The sequence below is a fragment of the Paenibacillus sp. Paensp38 genome (genome assembly GCF_059491915.1).
The window spans coordinates 3,195,597-3,215,913 of record NZ_CP168516.1; the positions used below are offsets into that span (position 1 = coordinate 3,195,597).

Genomic DNA, 20,317 nt, shown 5'->3' on the forward strand with positions numbered 1-20,317 from the left:
TTACGATATGGAGTGGATGAAATGTTACAACGAAAAGGTGCTCGCAAAGGGTCAGATATTCCTAGTGATGTGCTTCAGCTGCTACAGCAGGGGCGGCTTCAGACGGCGAATCTCACCGAATGGCTGGCTGTCGATCATGTTGTACTATTGCAAAATACTCTTGATGAATTTGACTTGCAGCAATCATTCGATGTCTTCCTGACCGAATTGAATGAGCTGAAGGAAAAGAAGATCATGAAAATGATACCCGCAATCGCGCGAGCGTGGCTTCATGTGTTTGAGCAACAAGCGATAGAAGAACGTATTCGCATCTTTGATGCGATGGCCTCGCATCTTTCAGACAGCATTCGCTGCTGGGCTGCCTACATCATCGGGGTTGATCCCTGTTTAAGTGTAGAGGAAAAATTGGCTGGCATTCGCCCCTTTGCAGCGGATTCCCATTTCGGAGTACGTGAAATAGCCTGGATGGCCGTGAGAGAATCCATATCCTTGCAACTGCTTGAAGGGCTTGCCCTGTTAGACAGTTGGGTGCGAGATGAGGATGCTAACATACGTCGTTTTGCCATTGAATTAACCCGGCCACAAGGCGTTTGGGCCAAGCACATCCCTGAACTAAAAGAACATCCCGAGTTGGCTCTTCCTCTCTTGAAGGCTGTTCAGTCCGATCCGGTCAAATATGTCCAGGACTCCGTTGGCAATTGGTTGAATGATGCCAGCAAAACCAACCCGGAATGGGTTCTTCAAGTTTGTAATGCATGGCTAATGGCTTCGGATACTAAAGAAACGAAGCGAATAGTAACCCGGGCCCAAAGAAGCTTGAACAAAGAGAAATAATTAGAAGACTCCTCCCCATCCAATCCATATCTAGAGTATTCACATAAACTATTATATTTATCTGGAGTATTAGGAATGAGGAATTCCTATGTCTATTATTCAAATCTATCTGGAAGCAGACAGTATCGTATCTGGAAACATTGCTATCACAACAAGTATCAATGTCACTCCAGTGGTTAATCGTTACACAGCTATTGTCGTGCTTGGTAATATATTAGGTGGAGTGACCACTATCCCAGCACAAAATTTCACGAATGATAGTGGTACTTCAGTCGCGGCAAACAGTCTTGTTGTTCCGACCAGTAGCGGATACTACAATGTATTTGTAAATGGGACGTTGCAGCGAGGCGGCTTAACAACGCTTTCTGCTACAAACCTAATTATAAATACAGGCCTGATTGTTGGCGCGACAGTAGTCGTTGAAGTTATTAATTTCAACTCTAGTGCCTCCTCAACCTCTGTCAACAATGTTCAGTAACGACTACCATAAGCGACTGAGCTACGTAAAACAGGACAAACGCCTCTATTTTATAATTTTATAAAAGGGTAAAATTTCCTTTGTAAATATGAAACAGAGGGAGTTATTTCCATGAAATTCAATTTTGTGCATTTCCGATTTTATGTTATTGCACTGATCGCAGTGCTCATGCTTACCAGCTGCACCTCAAAAAATGCTGCAACTGCAGTCCAAACAAATTCTGATGTAGACAATGCGGCTCATAGTACAACAGTTGTAGACAAAGAAAGTCAGCCTGTTCTACCCGTCACAGAGTCGCTGCCTCATACCGTTACCTCGGATGAGGATCTTGTGGCTCTTGCCATTCCCGCTGGCTGGCGTAAATTTAAACAGGGACAACTGGATTCGGTGCTTAGTGTTTGTGACAAAGAAAAAAAGAATGTAGGTCTGGTTTTCCGTGTCCCCAAGTCAGCTTTTGCAAATAATATGACGCTCGACGAATTCGTACAGCAACGTGAAGAAATCTCCGCATTGGGCCTAGAAAACTTTAAGGCTGTGGATACTACCCCAATCCAGATTGATTCCACAACCGCCAGAACAGCCGATTATAGCGGGAAATACAATGGCCAACAGGTCTATTACTTCAGTGCCATGTTAGAGAGTAAGCAGCACTATCTTCAAGTATTAATCTATTCAAGGGGAGGCTCTGCAGTAGAACAACATCACGAATTTGCAACTATAGCCAGCTCCTTGAAAGTCTTAAGCGACTCACAAGTTAAGCCAGACCTTCGCTCAACAACTATTTTGAAAACATTTAAAAGTGAAGATGCCACGCAACAAATTCGTCTCCCTTATATATGGAAGACTGGTTTAATTCTTAATCCAGATGCGCTAATTCAAGCTTGGTATGAAAAAAACGATGCATACATGACGATCATCAAGGATTGGAAATCTGAACTGCCGTATGAGAAATCCTCAATGATCACATTAAAAGATTACGCTGAGTTTTCAGCTCAATTAGTACTCAAAAGGTCTGGAAAAGGGATTATTTCGACAGGACCAGTAAAGGTCAATATAAACGGGAATCAAGGCTTGCAATACGAAGTATGGGTAGAGAGTGATAAAGTAAAAATTGTATATCTAATCACTTATTTGGAACATTCTGACTCATTCTCTCAAATTATTTTTTGGACGAGAGCTGATTATTACGATAATCAAAAATCTGAATTTCAAAGATACACCAAAACATACAGAGAAGAAGAAATATAGACATGATAAAATCCGCCAAACACTTAGGAATCTTTGTGTTAAGCGGATTTTGTCTATATGACTATCACAGCTTGAAATTCTAAAAGCTTCCCCTTGTTTAGATAGGAGATGTTACTTGTACATCCTTTTATTTTTTGTGGGCTAATAAGAGATTAACTATGGTATCCAGCTGAAGGCCTTTCCATAGCTCACTATGCAGAATCTGATTAGCCCCCTTCATCTTCTGAACCGTATACAAAGATGTGATCTCCCATATACTCGGGTAAAACCTCAAGTGAAATATTTTCAAATCCTTCTTTCATATTCAATGCCTTCTTGGTAGGTGGCAGCTTTAGCATCTGATAAATGGTCGGACTTCCGTAATTGCCGCCTTTCGCTGCCAAAACATATATCGATTTATTGGCGACTTGTACAATTGAAACCGTCTCTCCGTCCTTAACGATACCTTGAATTTTCATTCTGGCCTCTGCAGCTTTCTTCTCGTATTCAGTAATCCACTGCTCGGCTTCTTTCTGCTTGCCAAAGATTTCACTGATTCTACGGAATTTATCCAGTGCTTGCACTGCCGCTTGTCCATCGCTGTTGGATGTTGTCGCTGTATGATTAGCCTTCGTTTGCGAACTTCCATTTGTATTCGTCGGAGCCGAGCAAGCTCCCAGCATCAATGATAAACACAGCATAATCATCATGGCCGTTATTTTAACTCTTCCGTGCATGAGCCTGCGATACAAGGTCGGGCTTAAGAGGTTCGATGCCCTGCCAATACAACTGCTGCAACAACTCGTATACAAATTGATGAAACAAGGCTTTAACATGCAGTTTGCCAAGTCCAGAAGCTCCAGGCCATTCTTGCTCCAACAGCTTCACTTTCTCGTACAGGGACAGCGGGTAATGTGGTGCGAAAGCATACTGATTCTGAAAGGGATTTTCCTTTTCCAGCAATTGTGCTATCTCTTTGCGATCAGGCAGGGCCAACGTCGCCCTGTACAAAATGATGTAATATTCAAGCACATCCTCCGCTAGGATACTCAGGCACATTCCTTTTCCGCCATGCAGTACATGGAAACGCTCTATCCTGTGAATACTGTATCCAACCGTACCCGTGCGCTTCCACGCACGGCATATAAGAACGCACTGGCAGGAAGTCGATAGGCTCGAAGCTCCTCTCCTTTTTCGATCTTCCTATGACGAACATCCATCACCTGTATAAAAACATGATTCCACAGCAAAATGTGATCGTTCAACTTCATTACTACCGCTCAGCCCCCATCCAAACCGTTCCTTCAATTCTTATTCCGTCCTATCAGAATTAAATTTATTATAATTGATAATCATTCTCACAAGCAATCGAATATATCCAACTTCGTCTGAACAGTTTAAAACCATTAATTATGTATATATCAAAATATAAGTAAAAAAGCCCTGCAAAAGGGCTATCTTTCTTGCGATTCATTCTACTGTCGATTAAAGCTCTACCTGTATGACTATGTTCCAAATCGTTTGCGGTACCCGCATTTTCGGCATAACTCTTCTACCGCTTCTCTTTTGGAGAACCCGAAGTACAGACGATTTGCACGCTCCCCTTCCACAATGTCGGAAAAAGATTGCTCATGCACGTTACCTAAATTAATGACACCTTCTCCATCCAGACAGCAAGGGACCACCGTTCCATCCACCAATATCGCTGCTTGGCTACGGAGTGCATGGCAAAAGCCTTTTCCGTCATCTTCCGGGGCACTGAGGCTCGGCCATTCAAATTCGTGGTCCTGATTCAAATAAACGTTTGGTGCAATTTTGACCCCACTACCCGGTATCACCTTTTCCTCAATCCGATAGTCCAGTCCAAACTCTTGCTCCAGTCGTTCAAGTGTTTCCCGGTTGCGCTGACGCTGCACATTAGTCAAATTATCTTCAGTCAAGTTCCAGAGACGGAACGAAATAATGACATTGTGTTTCACCGCTTCTCTTACAAACGTGAAGATATTACCCAAATATCCTTCTCGATCCACGGAGCCTTCATGTCCGTCAAAACTATGGAGAGAGAAGTTCATCTGACGCAGCGCTGGTTGCCCAAGCAGCTTATGTTCGGTCTTCGGCAGCAAGGTACCATTAGTGGTAATATTGACCTTTAAGCCTTTCTCATGAGCACTTTCCAGTAAAAGATCAATTTTCGGATGGAGCAACGGCTCTCCTTTTACATGCAAATAGATATAATCTGTATGTGGTTTGACCTGATCAAGCACATTTCGAAAAACTTCCGGATCAATAAATTTTTTGACACGCTGTGTTTGAGGACAAAAGCTGCATGCGAGATTGCAAATGCTCGTTATCTCAATGTATACCTTTTTAAAAGTTTTCAACATGATTTCCCCATTCTAACCTTCATCCTGAGCATCTTGTTTATGCTCACTAATCTTATGATTATAACGGGTTATCACCGACAGGTAAACTCTCCAGTCTCCCCCTTGGTGTGGGCATCAAATGCTCGACACCTACGCCTATCCAAGATTTGTTTGATATTTTCTATTGACCCTAGGTCTGACCTAAGGTTTATAGTGGAGTTATTCAAATATCAGTAAGGAGTCCTCTCATTGAAAGAACACATTACGATCAGCCAGCTTGCTCAGCTTATGAATGTATCTGTACATCAACTGCGATATTTTGAAGAAAAGGGAATCCTCTATCCATCACATACTGAAGAAAATCAATATCGGATGTACGGGCTTCATGAGATTTATCAGCTATCGCATATTTTATTACTACGTAAATTAAATGTCCCTGTCGGTCAGATTCAAGAATGTATGACTTCCTATGCTGCCGATGATTATAACCAGCTTTTAGAGCATTCGTTGCAAAAAGTACAAGCTGAAATAGCTAACTTAAAGATGCATGAACAGTTTATTCACAAAGTGTTAGAAGAATATAATAATCGGACCCAGCAGGGCGATGAGTATCAAGTCAAACGATTAGGTCCCCGTCATTTAAAGCTATGGTTTGCATTGGAGAATGGTCAAGAGTTCACTGCCGGAAACCTATTTGAACACCGCCCTGCCCCACCTCGATTATTTGAAAATGACATGCATTACTTGCCTGATGCTGGACAGTTGAAGCTGTGTTATGAAACGGCGGATGTGGCTGACTATATTCTGGAAGAAGGCAACTATCTTTATAAGCATCTTTCCGTCATTGAAGAACCTGAGATTGATTATGAGATCAAACAAATGGAACGATATGTAGCTCATCACCAATATAACTGCCAAAGCAAGATCATTCTAGTAGAAAAATCTTATCTTTCGATGTTCGACAATAACAAGCTACAATATGAAATTCAAGTCAAAGTAGAATAAATCTTGGAGGGTGTTACATGAGTGCAAAATCTTTTGACATTGTTGCATACCAAAAACAAGACCATGAAGCTGTTTGCAGTCTTTTAGTCGAATCGTTTAAAGCAAAATTCCAATCTCTTGTTACACTAGAGGATCAAGCTATACAGCAGTTGTTAATGCAGGTTTGGGTTCAAAATCCTTATTCTACATCTATGAAACAATTTGTAGCCAAAGAAAACGAAGAAGTTATCGGTGTTCTTTCCCTTAAATGGAAACCCTCCTACTCTTCACTTCCTGAAACAAACCCCATTTCTTTGACTCCGCTCCTAAAACAGTTTGGTTGTTTCAATGTATTTAAATTTTTGGCAGGTATGCATGCGCTAGAGTATACCCCTGCTGCAAATGAGTGTTACATTGATCATTTGGCGATTCGTTCAAGTCATCGTAATCAGGGAATAGGACGCCATCTTGTAGCTTTCGCACAGCAATTTTCGGTTGAATCTGGTTTTCATGCATTGACGCTTCACGTAGCGCATAAGAACCAAGGGGCTATCCGTTTGTATCACCAACTGGCGTTTGAAGTAAAACAATCCAAATATAATGGGTTACGGCATTTTTGGTTCAAGGAGCCTGTATGGCATCTGATGAGTTGGAAAGAGAACCTGCATTCGAGGAGAGAGCATCATTGAAAAAAACACTCAAGCTTACTTTTGGTATTGCGGCAGCTCTGGCTGCTGTCTCGGTACTCATTGTTCTATATCAAAATTCCTACAAGATGACAGAAGAAAAAATACAAATCACGACACCTAAAGGGCTGTTAACAGGTACATTAACTTTGCCTAAAAACTACTCGGGAAAGATTGGATTGGTTATTTTTGTCCATGGGGATGGTCCTATTAATGACACCTATGATGATGGATACAAACCACTGTGGGAAAAGTTCGCTTCCAAGGGTTATGCATCCTTGTCACTGAATAAGCCCGGTATTAACAGCGCTCCTGGCAACTGGCTCGCCCAAAGCATGGAGGACCGCGCACAGGAGATCCGATATGCAATAGACTGGGCAAGAAGCTTACCTATGATTGATAAGCAAAAAATCGGCCTATGGGGAGCCAGTCAAGCAGGATGGGTCATTCCGAAGATCGTTAAAGAGGAGCATGATATAGCATTCAGCATCCTTGTATCGCCTGCCGTGAACTGGATTTCCCAAGGACAATTTAATACCAGAAAAGAACTGGAGCGAGAAGGAGTTACTCCGCAAGAAATTCAAAAGACATTGAACTACGATCAAGAGATTCTACAGTTACTGAAAAGACAGGCTTCTTATGAAGAATATCTAAGCATAGCCGATCCTGACGATATGATTTCCAAAGAAAGATGGAGCTTTATACGCAAAAATTTTCTGTCTGATTCCACCGAAGAATTAAGTCACTTCCATTCTCCTGTACTCTTGGTTCTGGCTGGAAAAGATATTAATGTTGATGCAAAGGATACCGAGCGAGTCTATCGCCAGAAGATACCTCCAGAACTGCTGTCCGTGATTCATTTACCTGAAGCCGACCACTCCATGATGGATGAAAAAATCGCGCGTTCAAAATCTCTAACTTTTTTAACAGCCGTATTCGCCCCAAGAAAATTGGTGAATGACGAGTATCTCGAAATCCTTGCCAATTATGTAAGTGAGCGTTAAACAATGATGTTTTTTCCAAACTTCTTTTGAATATGCTAGGATCTGTTTTCTGTGCATTCAGTTACGCGCTCATTCAACTCATAACTGTTCTCGGTTAGACTGGGAATAGATCTATAAACAACAAAAAAACGGCATCTCTGCCGTTTTTCTAAAAGGATGGACTCTCAGGGACTCGAACCCTGGACCAATTGATTAAGAGTCAACTGCTCTACCAACTGAGCTAAGAGTCCATAATAAAAGTTTGGTGGAGCCTAGGGGGATCGAACCCCTGACCTCATCGCTGCCAGCGATGCGCTCTCCCAGCTGAGCTAAGGCCCCATCATAAGCAAGTTTTATCAACGTTTCAAGCGACTTCTATATCATATAAAATATTTAACCCTGTGTCAATACTTTTATAAAAAAATATAATTTTCTCCCTTCATGGCCCAGAAAAGATACAGTCAGCGATCAGTCGCTGGCTGTATCTTTAGATAACAGTGTTTTCAGTTCCTTCATAAACATATTGATGTCTTTAAACTGACGATAGACGGACGCAAAACGTACGTAGGCGACTTCATCCACTGGGTAAAGCTGTTCCATGACCAGCTCACCAATCTGCTGGCTATCCACTTCTGTGGCTGCTGTGTTGCGGATAGCGTTCTCCACCTGGGATACGATCATATCCAGTTGCTCGACGGATACTGGACGCTTCTCGCAGGCTCGAATGAGACCGCGCAGCATTTTATCACGACTAAACTCTTCACGGCTGCCGTCTTTTTTGATGACCATGAGAGGGGTTTCCTCCACCATTTCAAAGGTGGTAAAACGCCTGGCACACTGCTCACATTCACGGCGGCGACGGATGGACTTGTTATCATTCGCAGGTCGCGAATCCAGCACTTTCGTGCCATTGTAGGCACAATACGGACATTTCATAATCTCACCACTTTCTTTTTCCAATAAATTCCCGAAGACTTTTAGTAATAATTTTGTCAAAACAGATCATAATATGTTTACCATATCGCGAGGAGGTGAACAACAATGGCACAAGGAAACAATGGCAACTCCAACAATCTGGTAGTCAGCAGATCCTCCGGCGCTCTGGAGCAAATGAAATTTGAAATCGCTCAAGAGTTGGGTATCAGCATTCCTCAAGATGGATACCAAGGTAATATGACTTCCTATGAGAACGGTTCGATCGGGGGCTACATCACAAAACGCCTCGTAACGATCGCCGAACAACAATTGGCAGGTCAATACCAATAATCGCGGTAATAATGCAAAAATAACAAGAAAAAGTGTCTGGATGGGCTGGTAAAAACAGCCTGTCCAACGCTTTTTTCATTTTAAAGCGAAAAGCTCATCATGTCATTAACTTGGATTTAAAAATCATTATAAATTTTCGTGTATTGCCTGTAGTAATAAATGACCCGCTGTACATAATGTCGTGTTTCACCAAAAGGGATTTGCTTGATGGACTCTTCTTTTCCATCCCACACTCCCTTATCCAGCCACTCTTGAACTTTACCCGGCCCTGCATTGTAAGCAGCTACGATTGCTACAGGATTATCCTGAAACTTTATGGATAGGTTATGCAAATACCAGGTTCCCAGCTCAATATTGGTGCCAGGCTCGTGCTTGACACTGTCCAGCGGAACCTTTTGAATCTGGGCGCTGTCCATAATCCAATTTGCCGTATTCGGCATAATCTGCATCAGCCCTAGCGCCCCCTTATGTGACTGCTTGCTGGTTTTAAAATTGGTTTCTACACGGATAATAGACGCCACCAAAAATGGGTCTACTTCATACGTCTGTGAATACTGCCGAATCTCATCCTTATATTGAATTGGATAGAACCAGGACATCCAATTTGAATTAAGGAATAGAATCAGGACAAACCCGACAAACAAAATGAGCAGGACTCTTTTCTTTCGCAAAATATTCATGCAAGTCCCTTCCGCTGCCAAAATTGATCAATTTGTCGCTTCGTCTCAGTCTGTGTTCCGCTATTATCAATAACGATATCGGCCAAGCTTTTCTTTTGCTCAATATCCATTTGTGCGGACAGCCGAAGTCCAGCTTGCTCCTCCGTCAGACCGTCTCTGAGCACCAGACGCTGGAGCTGAATATCACGTGGTACGTACACAACCATAATTTCCTCGTACAAGCTCTCAAGCCCCGACTCGTACAGTAACGGAATATCTGCCAAAACAAGCTTGTTCGGCTGTTCCCGTTCGAATGCTTCCATGCGCATACGCATTTCCTCACGAATAGCAGGATGTGTAATCTCGTTAAGTGCCTGCCGCTGGGCAGGGTCTCCGAATACAATCTCTCCCAGCTTTTTGCGATGCAGAGTTCCGTCACTGTTCACTATAGCTTGTCCAAAATGCTGTATGACCGCCGCCAACACCGGATGCCCCGGAAGCATCACTTCCCGGGCAATGGCATCTGCGTCGATCAGCAGCGCACCTTTGGCGACCAAAAGAGCCGACACGGTGCTTTTTCCGGTAGCAATACCTCCGGTTAATCCGATATTCATGCTCTTTCACCTCATAACAGCTTCAATATGCCCATCATAATCAGTAATAATGCCGGCAATACACCCAGCGCCTTCATAAATCGAAATGCTGATAGAAAGAAACCTGCCTTCATCCCTGCAATCAAAAATGTTCCACTGAATAACGTAATAGCCAGCGCAGTAGACAGTGGTTGAAAACCAAGCATAGCTGCCCCGAGTCCCGCTCCGAACGCATCGACCGATAATGCAATACCCAGCCAAACCGCTTCGGTAGCAGATATACTGCCGGAACGGTCCATATCCGCAGCAGACGGGCTTCGAAGAATCCGAATAACAAGCCCCCATTTGCGAAACTCCAGAGAAAATACTGTTCGTTCCTGCTGCTCCACAGAAGCTTCTGCCGACAGATCTTTTCTTGAGCTGGGGAAAGACTCGGTATCAGCATTCTCCATACCCTCCTTCTCCCCAAGAACAGATCTGCTCGCTGGATCAGTCTGTTTTGTAAGAAGCAGACCCCGAGAGGGCTCCACTGAATCCTCTGGCAAATCCTCTTTGCGGTGCAGAGCTTGAATCAAAGAGTAACAGCCAATACAGATCAGGATGACAGCACCGAAAACGGTCGTATATACAGGAGACAGGACACGAGATAGTAATGCGCCCAATTGCATGGATATGCCGATCACCAAACCTGAACATACGGAGATGATAGCAATCGACAACAGTGGAATTTTCATTTTGCGCAGACCATATGTAACACCGACTCCGAAACTGTCCAAACTTAGCGCAAATGCCAGTAACAGCAGGGCTCCCCAATGATTAGCCACTCCAATTCCCTCCCATTGCGAAGGCAGGGTCTTATAACAACCGAAATCCTCCGCAGTATTGGTACTTGGAACAATATATGAGAGGGATGGGCTTGGGGTGACTGCGCCTGTTTAGCGCAGAGGCTGGCAGACCGGACAATGATGTGTGCCCCGTCCGGCTACAACAGATTTTTCGATCAATGTACCACAGTTGATGCAAGGCTTCGCGTTACGTCCATAGATTTGCAATTGATGCTGGAAGTCGCCCGCTTTGCCCTGTCCATTCACGAACGATTTAATGGACGAGCCTCCAACCTGAATGGACGCACCTAGCGTGGAGACAATCGCCTCATGCAAGACATGAAATTGGCTATCCGTTAGGCTTTTGGCTGGCTGTGCTGGATGAATCCCCGCCTTAAACAACGATTCATCTACATAGATATTCCCGATGCCCACCACATATGACTGGTTTAACAGCGCTGCCTTGATCGAAGTCGAACGAGTTCCAACAGCGGCACGCAGCATTTCTGGTGTAAAGGCCTCGTCCATCGGTTCCAGGCCAAGTTTGTTCAGCGGCTTTTCCAGCAAATCCTGTCCTGCTGGAAATAAGTGCATCGTGCCAAACTGGCGCACATCCTGATAACGCAGCTCCGTACCATCTTTAAAATGAAAGATGACATGGGTATGCTTTTCCACAGGATCATGTTGTGAATATAATCCATATCGCCCTTCCATTCGAAGATGGGAGACCAGCACCAGCCCGTCCAGCAAAATCCGCAGAAACTTTCCGCGTCTCTCCACCCCTGTAATCCGGTGATCAGCCAATTCCATGGCAAAAGCGTGGATATCATCGGGCCGTTGAATGATCCGCGGCAGATTCACAGTGACATGATCTATATGTTTATCAACGATAAGCTCGTTTAGCGTTCGTTTAATGGTTTCTACTTCCGGTAATTCCGGCATGATGTCTTCACCTCACCCTATATTATAACGGAAGCAGCGTCAAATTGGGACTATCTACTCATTGAAATATCTTATTTGGCCTCATACCAATTGCTGCCATAGCTTACTTCGGCTTTGAGCGGCACAGCCAGCTTTAATGCAGCTTCCATGGTAGCCGGGACAAGCTCTTTCATCGTTTCCATTTCCTCAGGCGGAACCTCGAATACAAGCTCATCATGTACTTGGAGCAGCATTCTGCTACGAAGATTACGTTCACGTAGCGCTTTATCCATCTGTACCATCGCCAACTTGATAATATCGGCTGCGGTGCCTTGAATCGGCGTATTCATCGCTGTACGCTCGGCGAATGAACGCAGGTTGAAATTGCTGGCGTTAATCTCCGGCAAATAGCGTCTGCGTTCCAACAGCGTTTTTACGTAGCCGTCCCGCTTCGCATCCTTCACAATATCATCCATGTAACGGCGAACGCCTTGGAACACATCAAAATACTGGTCGATAAAGCGAGCCGCTTCCTTCCGCGTAATATTCAAATTTTGTGACAGACCATAATCACTGATCCCGTAGACAATCCCAAAGTTGACTGCCTTCGCAGAACGCCGCATATTGGAGTCCACATCTTCCGCTGCTACACCGAACACATCGGATGCGGTCTTGGTGTGAATGTCCATATCGTGGACAAAGGCTTCCTTCAAACGTTCATCATCCGAAATATCAGCCAGCACCCGCAGCTCAATCTGTGAGTAGTCTGCCGCCAAAATAGACCAGCCCGGTTCGGACGGAACAAATACTTTGCGGATTTTGCGACCTTCTTCAAGACGAATCGGAATGTTTTGCAAATTCGGAAATTGACTACTCAAGCGTCCAGTTGCTGCAACCGTCTGCCGGAAATACGTATGCACCTTACCCGTTTTCTCCGAAATTTCTTTAAGCAATCCTTCAACATACGTCGATTGGAGTTTGGCAATGGTACGGTACTGCAAAATGTTTTGTACAATATCATGATAGGGGGCCAGCTTTTCCAGTACCTCCGCATCGGTCGAGTACCCCGTTTTCGTCTTTTTAATGACAGGTAAACCCAGTTTATCAAACAAAATCTCACCCAACTGCTTAGGCGAATTCAGATTGAACTCTACTCCGGCAATGCTGTAGATCTCGTTCACCAACGTTGCGATCTGGGCTTCAAATTCTTTACCCAAAGCACGCAGTTCTTCTACGTTCACCAAAATGCCCTGCTTCTCCATATCCGCCAAAATGCGGGACAACGGCATCTCCAGCTCATGAAACAGCTTGTGCATTTCCGTTTTCTCCAACTCAGCCTGCTGCACAGGCACCAAAGCTTCAATCACCGCTGCCTTACGCGCCACATGATCAGACAGTACATCCACGTCAGGAACTTTATATTTAGCTCCTTTGCCGAACACTTCTTCGTCAGGACGGATCGAAGACAAGCCATATTTGGCTGCCAATCCGCTCAATGTCTGGTTTGCATCAGTTGGGTCCAGCAAGTATCCTGCCAATTGCACATCAAACTCGGCACCTGCAAACTCAATTCCATGCCAGTGTAAAGCCAAATCCGTACGATGCAGATCATGACCGCGTTTTTTGCGTTCAGGGTCAGCAAGCCATTCGCGAATAGGTGTAGCTGTATCGCTTTGCAGTACATCCAGTGTCATAAAAAACTGCTGTCCCGTTGCGGCAAATATCAGACCTACGATGTCAGCATGATGCGGATTATCGCCATGCGTCTCAACATGCAGCACATCCACATGATCCAACACTTCTACCAATTCGCTAATCCGCTGCTCATCCAGCACTGTTACGTCAGCCGCGGCTTCCTCTACGTCTACCCCAGTACTGCCAACCTCACCTGAAAAAGATAAACGTTCCAGCAAGGACTTGAACTCCAGCTTCGCCAGAGCTGGCCCGGCTGTTTCTGCTTGCAGCCCGCCGAAGGCCACATCTTCCAGCTGCTTGTCCAACGTTACGTCCCGATAAATGGTCGCCAAATCTTTGCTCATTCGCGCATCGTCAGCATGTGTCTCAACGCGTTCTTTCATTTTGCCCTTCAGCTCATTCGTGTGCGCCAGCACTTCTTCGACTGAACCGTATTGATGCAGCAGCTTGAGCGCTGTTTTTTCACCTACGCCGGGAATACCAGGAATATTGTCCGACGTATCGCCCATCAGGCCCTTAAGATCAATAATTTGCAGCGGCTTCAGCCCATATCGTTCCTGAATTTGCTCAGGTCCATACGTCTCCACCTCAGTAACCCCTTTGCGAGTCAAGCCGACTGTGACATGGTCTGAAGCCAATTGAAGCATATCCTTGTCCCCGGTCACGACCAGCACATTGAAGCCGGCTTCGTCCGCTGTCTTGGACAGGGTCCCTATAATATCGTCCGCCTCATAGCCATCCAATTCAAACTGGGCAATGCCGAAAGCGGTCAATAGCTCTTTCAGCAACGGAAATTGCTGGGACAGCTCTGGCGGGGTTTTCTCCCGTCCACCTTTGTAATCCTCGTATCCCTTATGGCGAAACGTTATTTTACCGGCATCGAAGGCAACCAGCATATGTGTTGGTTTGTGCTCCTCTAAGAGCCGCAATAACATCGTCGTAAATCCGTATACCGCGTTCGTCTGTTGCCCGCTCGAATTCGTTAACGGTGGCATAGCAAAAAACGCCCGGTAAATGATACTGTTACCATCTATAAGCATGAGTTTATCCATTTAGCACCTCGCAAGTTCATCAATGCATTCGTAACGTTCTTACGTTTTACGCATTCCTCTTCCTATCTTAACATACAAGACTCCTTTTTCAGAAAAAAACGGCTGCTTCCTAACCAAATTTGCCTTTTGCTCAAAGACAAGTCTGGGTCAGAAACAACCGCTATATACCTGAAAGCTCTACTGGTTCAAATCTGGTCTCTCCCCTGTCACGAGATATACAGTGCTTTCACCGATATTCGTAGCATGGTCACCAATTCGTTCAATGTATCGTCCTACAAGCAACTGCAGCATAGCTTGTGAAGCCTCTGCCGGCTTTTCTACCATAAAGGCGTACAGATCGCTGATCATGTGGCTATACATGGAATCCACACGATCATCCTCTTTGGCCATTTTGTAGGCCAGATCTGTGTTTTCATCCAAATAGGATTTGATCGCATCATCTATCATTTCTTTAACAATGGAAGCCATGTGCGGAATATCCACCAGCGGCTTAATGATCTGCTGCCCTTCCAAGCGAAGTGTCACCTTGGCAATATCAAGCGCCAAATCGCCCATTCGTTCCAGATCACTGGAAATTTTAAATGCAACAATGATCCGGCGCAAATCCTTCGCTACCGGCTGCTGGGTAATAATGAGCTTGGAACCCATATCAAGAATATTCTCTTCCAGCGTATTGAGGGATGCATCATTTTTGACCACCTGCTGAGCCAATTCTGTATTTTTGGTCTGCAAACATTCAATGGCCTGATCGAGCGCCTTCGAAACGTGTGCACCCATTTCGCGCAGTACGGCTCTCAGTTCATCTAACCCTTCATCAAAACCTTTTCTACGTATCATTTCGAAGTCACCCCTTCTGGCATATTCATCTGGTAGGCTTTAGCCAAATCGCCCTGAAATATAATCTTCCGTACGTGAATCTTGCGGCGTGGAAAACATCGTCTGTGTATCCGCCGCTTCCACCACAACACCATTCAAAAAGAACGCAGTTCGACCGGACACACGCGCTGCCTGATGCATGTTATGCGTCACCATGACAATGGTATACGTGTCTCGCAATTCCTGAACCAGTTCTTCAATTTTCATCGTGGAGATTGGATCCAGCGCAGATGTCGCCTCGTCCATAAGCAAAATATCTGGCTGCACAGCAAGCGCCCGGGCAATGCACAACCGTTGCTGTTGTCCACCGGACAAGCTCAGAGCAGAACGCTTCAGAAAGTCCTTGACCTCTTCCCAGAGTGCCGCTTGCCGCAGGCTTTGCTCGACCAATTCGTCCAACTTGTCCTTTTGCCGAATTCCATGCAGACGCGGGCCATAGGCCACGTTATCATAAATCGATTTGGGAAATGGGTTAGGCTGTTGAAAAACCATTCCCACCTGCTTACGCAGAGTTTCTACTTCCATAGTATCGCCGTATATATCCTGACCTGCGATACTCACGGTGCCTTCAATACGTGTTCCCGGTATCATGTCATTCATCCGGTTTAGCGTACGCAGCAGGGTCGATTTGCCGCAGCCGGACGGGCCGATAAAGGCAGTTACCGTTTTTTCAGGAATATCGAGGTTTATATGTTTCAGCGCGTGAAATTTCTCATAATATAAATTCAGCTTATCAATCCGGATTACGGAATCATTCATGGATTTATGATCTCCTTCGTGTTGCAGTTATGATCCTCAAGCATTGCACCTGATTTGCACAATATGAAGATTATATAAGCTGTGTGTAAATTTAGTGTGGTGGATTTGTTAACGTTATGTAAAATGATCAAGAACTTAGCATGAGCTCAAGCTCCTGCGCAATTTCGGCTGCATTCAAAGCTGCTTCCTCTGCGGAACGGGACATTTCACTGTTTTTAGCTTCAATTTCATCGACAGCCTGCAGTAGTTTGGCAAAAGTTTGTGTTCCGGCAGATATATATTGAGAGCCTGTATGAATCTGCTGCATACTCGTATCCGTCAGTTCAGCGGTGTCACGCAGCATTTGCTCGATATGGGTGAGTAAGCCTGTAATCTGTGTGGAAAAAGCTTTCGTCTGGAGTGACATATTCCGCACCTCCTGAGACACAATCTGGAAGCCTCGTCCATGTTCGCCAGCATGTGCCGCTTCAATGGACGCGTTGATCGCCAGCAATCCACTGTGATCTGCCAGTGCACGAATGGATGAAGCCATGCCCGCAATGTCATTCAGCGATTGCGTCAACGCCGTCATTTGCTCATGCTGGCGTTTCATTTGCTCCGTAACCGCACGATAGGAGAGCAAAACATCCTCCAGTTCTACTTTGCCACGACGGGATAATTCACTCATTGAGCGGGTTAGCCGCACACTGTCATCGGCCTCTTTAGCTGCATCCAGCACAGTCAGCTGAATACGCTGGACTCCGTCATAGCTATGCCGAATCACATCTCCCCGCTCTTCGTCCGCTTCTCTTTGCATTCGCTGCACGACGGACAGGATATCACGAATCGTGAGTACACCGAGTAACCGTGTTCCTTCCTTAATCAACACACAGTCGTAAAAACGCTGATCTTCGCGCAGCATCGCCAGTTCCACAATGTCCGATGCCTGGCTTTTCAGATCCACAATTAATGTATCGGGGTCGGCAAATAGGGCCGCAGGCTTGTCATAGAACAACGCCGCAGCAAATCTGCCCGTAAAATGGCGATTGTACGCATCTCTCATAATAATGCCCAATGGAAGATCATTTTTATCCACAACAATGACACAAGGAATATCTTCCTGTGTTTTCATAAGGGCTAACAGTTCTTTACAAGACATATCCGTACCAATGATCGGAACCTCCCGGCATGGCACATAGGTAGTAATCGACTTGTATGCTTCACGTTCAATCACGGCAGTGGAGCTCGGCTGGGTCTTTGGTTCCGTTATCATCGTTCTGAAGTCCCCTTTTTTTAACTACTTGGAGTGACGGGAACATCATATCGGTCATTTGTTGATTCTAGCGTCTAGTTTTGTTAATGAAATGTAAAATCACAAAATGGACACAAAGGTCCCCGGACACTGCGCTGAATAAAGAAAAACGCTCCTCATTTATAATAAATGAGAAGCGCTTCTTTTTTTATTTACAACCAGCTTGTACCCCACTCCACGGATCGAATCGATATGAACCGAGTCGGGATCAAGCTCCAGCTTTTTACGTAAGGAGCTGACGTGCACATCCACGGTCCGTTGCCCGCCAATATAGTCAAAACCCCAAACAGCATTCATCAGATCATCCCGGGTCAGGACCACACCCGGCTTGCGGGACAAATAAAGAAGCACCTCAAATTCCTTGGGTCTGAGGCTGATGGACTGACCTCCAAGAATGACTTCATATTTTTCAGGGTAAATCTCCAGCTCGCCCAATTGAATTTTGGAGCTATCTTTCTGATCAGACAACACTCCTTCATCCCCACCGGAAGTTCTTCGCAGCACAGCCGTCACGCGGGCCAACAGCTCAGAAACGCCAAAAGGCTTCGTGATGTAATCATCCGCACCCGACTTCAGCCCTTGGACAACCTCGGCTTCACCGTTTTTGGCCGTTAAGATAATAATAGGCGTCGTCAGCCCCTGATGGCGAAGTCTGCTCAGAATGTCCAGTCCGTTCATTCCCGGCAGCATCAAATCCAGCAGGATCAAATCGTAGGACTCTCTGGAGGCTTTCTCAAACCCGGCACTGCCATGATCCTCCGTATCCACTTCGAAGCCTTCTTGTATCAAATTGTAGGATAGCAATCTGGCAAGCGTTGGTTCATCCTCAATAACCAGTAAGCGTTGTCCCATAAATAACTTCATCTCCTGTTTACCTGTTAAAGGCGCATTGGTCAAAATCCTGAAACTTTTTCCATACTCATGCGACACCCGTTTATTTTATCACGGCATTGTTAACAGAATGTAAAAAATGGTCTAGTTCATTCTTCCTGTTGCAATAGCGGTAATTCAACTGTAAATGTGGTACCCAATCCAAGCTCACTTTCCACCGAAAGGGTGCCATGATGCAAATCGACCAAGTGTTTGACGATCGACAATCCCAGCCCCGTTCCGCCAGAGTTACGCGAGCGACCTTTGTCCACCCGGTAAAAGCGCTCAAAGATACGTGGCAGGTCCTTCTTCGGAATTCCAATACCTGTATCACTGACTGTAAATACGACCTTTTCGGTGTCATTCTCCCGCTGTATCGTTAGAACCTTAATCTTTACCTTGCCACCATCAAGTGTATAGTTGATGCCATTAGACAAAAGGTTCAGGAAAATCTGCTGAAGCTTATCTTCATCTGCCTCCATAAACAGCTCATCCGGGATATCCATGTGTAGTGAAATTCTTTTTTTGGCAGCTACATTGTTCAGTTTTTCCAGCAATGATTCTATGAACGACGAAACGTGCACCGGCGAGCATTCCAGAGGGGAACGCTTGGACTCGATTTTGGACAGCTCCAGAATATCACCGATCAACCGATTCAATCGTTCGCTTTCATCATATATAATTTGCAAAAATGAACGGGCCGTCTCCTCATCTTTAACCCCGCCACCGAGCAAGGTCTCGGCAAAACCCTTGACTGCGGCAATCGGCGTTTTTAGCTCATGAGAAACGTTAGCCACAAATTCGCTCCGCATATTTTCCAACCGTCGAATAGCCGTAATATCCTGTAAAAGGAACAGCATCCCCCGGTATCCGCCCTCATCCTCATACATCGGAACACCGTCCAGCAACACGAGTCTCTCCTCGGGATTGTACAAATGAACCTCACCATGCAGCCTTTCTCGGCTTTGTATACTGCCCTCAATTAGCTTTGTGAGCTCATAATGCTTCTTCAGCTCATGATACGGCTTGTCTGTCACCCGTTTACCCACGACACCAAGCATTCGCTCAGACTCACGGTTTACAAGCGCAATACACTCATTTGCATCAATCATTAGAATTCCGCCTGTCATATTACTCATGACACTCTGGAGCAGATCCTCATTGTCACGTATCGTTTTCATTTGGTTTTGGAGACTATCAGCCATACGATTAATGGCTTCACCCAGTTGCCCTACCTCGTCCCGGCGCTGCACACCAACCCTTGCGTCATAATCCAGTCCTGATATACGGTTGGCTACCCCAGTAATATGTTCAATGGGCGAGGTGAGACTGCGAGCAATACGATAGCTCACCAGTCCAGCAGCAATAAACAGCAACACTAGACCAATCCCGATGGCCGTCCAGCCGCGCTGCACTCCCTCCTCCACCGCTTTCAGACTCATGGACAAACGGATATATCCGTCAAAACCCTTATCCGATACAACAGGCTCTGCAACGTATAGCATGTTCCGCTGCAAGGTTTCGCTGTAACGAATCGTGCGTCCAATCTTCTCTGTTGAAGCTTGCTGAATTTCTTCACGAGATGCGTGATTTTCCATCTTACGCGGATCGCTTAACGAATCTCCAACCACCGTCCCGTCCTTGCGAATGAAGGTCACCCGCGATTCCGTCAGACGAGCAATTTCTTTCGCCTTTTGAGAATAATAAGAGACATAATCCGTGCTGGACAGGGCATCTGCATTAACAAAAGGGAATGTAGCTCGAAGCAGGTCGATCTCCCGTCCCATGTTCTCCTCTAGCACCTTCATATTCGAATTTTTAAAAATTTGTCCCATCGTGATTCCAGCAGCAAGGACAGATACGCCAATCAAAATCAGCATGATCAGGGTAAGCCTGAAACGAAACGATTTCATAAAATATGCCCATCCTTTATGTAAGTTAAGTCTCATTCTACAG

The 20,317-nt window shown here is 45.3% G+C and carries 22 protein-coding genes and 2 tRNA genes; 7 read left to right on the forward strand and 17 right to left on the reverse strand.

Annotated elements, in window-relative coordinates:
• Positions 1-21: 21 nt before the first annotated feature.
• From ACEN8J_RS13880 to ACEN8J_RS13890, 3 genes are all read left to right on the forward strand, one after another.
• Complete coding sequence (locus tag ACEN8J_RS13880) at positions 22-834, forward strand: DNA alkylation repair protein (protein WP_165145308.1); 813 nt, start codon at positions 22-24, stop codon at positions 832-834.
• Between the two features lie 88 nt (positions 835-922).
• Positions 923-1,312 carry a DUF4183 domain-containing protein gene (locus ACEN8J_RS13885; protein WP_341039171.1) on the forward strand — a complete coding sequence of 130 codons (390 nt, stop codon included), beginning with the start codon at positions 923-925 and terminating at the stop codon, positions 1,310-1,312.
• A gap of 111 nt (positions 1,313-1,423) precedes the next feature.
• Positions 1,424-2,560: a DcrB-related protein gene (locus ACEN8J_RS13890; protein ID WP_495593585.1), complete on the forward strand. Its 1,137-nt coding sequence runs from the start codon at positions 1,424-1,426 to the stop codon at positions 2,558-2,560.
• A 206-nt stretch (positions 2,561-2,766) separates the two neighbouring features.
• Here the strand turns inward: ACEN8J_RS13890 and ACEN8J_RS13895 are convergent, their stop codons facing one another.
• The 4 genes from ACEN8J_RS13895 to ACEN8J_RS13910 all read right to left on the reverse strand — a co-directional run bounded on the left by ACEN8J_RS13895 (position 2,767) and on the right by ACEN8J_RS13910 (position 4,923).
• Entirely contained in the window at positions 2,767-3,249 is a 483-nt protein-coding gene (locus ACEN8J_RS13895; protein WP_495593587.1) for an ABC transporter substrate-binding protein, read from the reverse strand.
• Between the two features lie 10 nt (positions 3,250-3,259).
• Positions 3,260-3,598, reverse strand: coding sequence for a hypothetical protein (locus tag ACEN8J_RS13900; RefSeq protein ID WP_495593589.1), 339 nt, complete (start codon positions 3,596-3,598; stop codon positions 3,260-3,262).
• Positions 3,599-3,630: 32 nt separating this feature from the next.
• A complete protein-coding gene (locus ACEN8J_RS13905; RefSeq protein WP_029516636.1) occupies positions 3,631-3,810 on the reverse strand; it encodes a hypothetical protein in 180 nt (59 codons plus the stop codon).
• 234 nt (positions 3,811-4,044) lie between these two features.
• Complete coding sequence (locus ACEN8J_RS13910) at positions 4,045-4,923, reverse strand: radical SAM/SPASM domain-containing protein (protein ID WP_049816948.1); 879 nt, start codon at positions 4,921-4,923, stop codon at positions 4,045-4,047.
• A gap of 228 nt (positions 4,924-5,151) precedes the next feature.
• Here ACEN8J_RS13910 and ACEN8J_RS13915 point away from each other — a divergent pair, with 228 nt between their 5' ends.
• Genes ACEN8J_RS13915 through ACEN8J_RS13925 form a run of 3 tightly spaced genes read left to right on the forward strand, consistent with a single transcriptional unit; the run spans position 5,152 to position 7,576 of the window.
• Positions 5,152-5,907, forward strand: a complete 756-nt coding sequence (locus ACEN8J_RS13915) for a helix-turn-helix domain-containing protein (protein ID WP_069011193.1) — start codon at positions 5,152-5,154, stop codon at positions 5,905-5,907.
• Positions 5,908-5,924: 17 nt separating this feature from the next.
• Positions 5,925-6,575, forward strand: a complete 651-nt coding sequence (locus ACEN8J_RS13920) for a GNAT family N-acetyltransferase (RefSeq protein ID WP_495593590.1) — start codon at positions 5,925-5,927, stop codon at positions 6,573-6,575.
• On the forward strand, positions 6,572-7,576 hold the full coding sequence (locus tag ACEN8J_RS13925; RefSeq protein WP_069011194.1) for an alpha/beta hydrolase family protein: 1,005 nt from the start codon (positions 6,572-6,574) through the stop codon (positions 7,574-7,576). Before ACEN8J_RS13920 ends, ACEN8J_RS13925 begins: the two co-directional genes overlap by 4 nt.
• Before the next feature lie 157 nt (positions 7,577-7,733).
• Here the strand turns inward: ACEN8J_RS13925 and ACEN8J_RS13930 are convergent.
• The 3 genes from ACEN8J_RS13930 to nrdR form a co-directional block, all read right to left on the reverse strand.
• Positions 7,734-7,806: transfer RNA gene (locus ACEN8J_RS13930), tRNA-Lys, on the reverse strand.
• 12 nt (positions 7,807-7,818) lie between these two features.
• Positions 7,819-7,894 (reverse strand) — tRNA-Ala (locus tag ACEN8J_RS13935).
• A gap of 129 nt (positions 7,895-8,023) precedes the next feature.
• Entirely contained in the window at positions 8,024-8,491 is a 468-nt protein-coding gene (gene nrdR, locus ACEN8J_RS13940) for a transcriptional regulator NrdR (RefSeq protein WP_013309614.1), read from the reverse strand.
• A 105-nt stretch (positions 8,492-8,596) separates the two neighbouring features.
• On the opposite strand from nrdR, the gene ACEN8J_RS13945 reads away from it, so the two are divergent.
• Positions 8,597-8,821, forward strand: a complete 225-nt coding sequence (locus ACEN8J_RS13945) for an alpha/beta-type small acid-soluble spore protein (RefSeq protein ID WP_025685069.1) — start codon at positions 8,597-8,599, stop codon at positions 8,819-8,821.
• A 116-nt stretch (positions 8,822-8,937) separates the two neighbouring features.
• On the opposite strand, the gene ACEN8J_RS13950 is transcribed toward ACEN8J_RS13945, so the two are convergent.
• The 10 genes from ACEN8J_RS13950 to pnpS form a co-directional block, all read right to left on the reverse strand.
• Positions 8,938-9,501 (reverse strand): lytic transglycosylase domain-containing protein, encoded by a 564-nt coding sequence (locus ACEN8J_RS13950; RefSeq protein ID WP_029516633.1) that lies wholly within the window; start codon positions 9,499-9,501, stop codon positions 8,938-8,940.
• Positions 9,498-10,094, reverse strand: coding sequence for a dephospho-CoA kinase (gene coaE, locus ACEN8J_RS13955; protein ID WP_341039166.1), 597 nt, complete (start codon positions 10,092-10,094; stop codon positions 9,498-9,500). The genes ACEN8J_RS13950 and coaE overlap by 4 nt, the downstream gene beginning before the upstream one ends.
• A gap of 11 nt (positions 10,095-10,105) precedes the next feature.
• Positions 10,106-10,897 (reverse strand): MntP/YtaF family protein, encoded by a 792-nt coding sequence (locus tag ACEN8J_RS13960; RefSeq protein ID WP_029516631.1) that lies wholly within the window; start codon positions 10,895-10,897, stop codon positions 10,106-10,108.
• Between the two features lie 111 nt (positions 10,898-11,008).
• Complete coding sequence (mutM, locus tag ACEN8J_RS13965; protein WP_029516630.1) at positions 11,009-11,839, reverse strand: DNA-formamidopyrimidine glycosylase; 831 nt, start codon at positions 11,837-11,839, stop codon at positions 11,009-11,011.
• 71 nt (positions 11,840-11,910) lie between these two features.
• Entirely contained in the window at positions 11,911-14,565 is a 2,655-nt protein-coding gene (gene polA, locus ACEN8J_RS13970; protein ID WP_318626765.1) for a DNA polymerase I, read from the reverse strand.
• A 177-nt stretch (positions 14,566-14,742) separates the two neighbouring features.
• Positions 14,743-15,402 (reverse strand): phosphate signaling complex protein PhoU, encoded by a 660-nt coding sequence (gene phoU / locus ACEN8J_RS13975; RefSeq protein ID WP_025721993.1) that lies wholly within the window; start codon positions 15,400-15,402, stop codon positions 14,743-14,745.
• Positions 15,403-15,441: 39 nt separating this feature from the next.
• Positions 15,442-16,200: a phosphate ABC transporter ATP-binding protein PstB gene (pstB, locus tag ACEN8J_RS13980; RefSeq protein ID WP_061828674.1), complete on the reverse strand. Its 759-nt coding sequence runs from the start codon at positions 16,198-16,200 to the stop codon at positions 15,442-15,444.
• Between the two features lie 127 nt (positions 16,201-16,327).
• Complete coding sequence (locus ACEN8J_RS13985; protein ID WP_029516627.1) at positions 16,328-17,452, reverse strand: methyl-accepting chemotaxis protein; 1,125 nt, start codon at positions 17,450-17,452, stop codon at positions 16,328-16,330.
• Between the two features lie 159 nt (positions 17,453-17,611).
• Entirely contained in the window at positions 17,612-18,343 is a 732-nt protein-coding gene (locus ACEN8J_RS13990; RefSeq protein WP_013309604.1) for a response regulator transcription factor, read from the reverse strand.
• A gap of 128 nt (positions 18,344-18,471) precedes the next feature.
• Complete coding sequence (pnpS, locus tag ACEN8J_RS13995; RefSeq protein ID WP_029516626.1) at positions 18,472-20,274, reverse strand: two-component system histidine kinase PnpS; 1,803 nt, start codon at positions 20,272-20,274, stop codon at positions 18,472-18,474.
• Between the last annotated feature and the right edge of the window lie 43 nt (positions 20,275-20,317).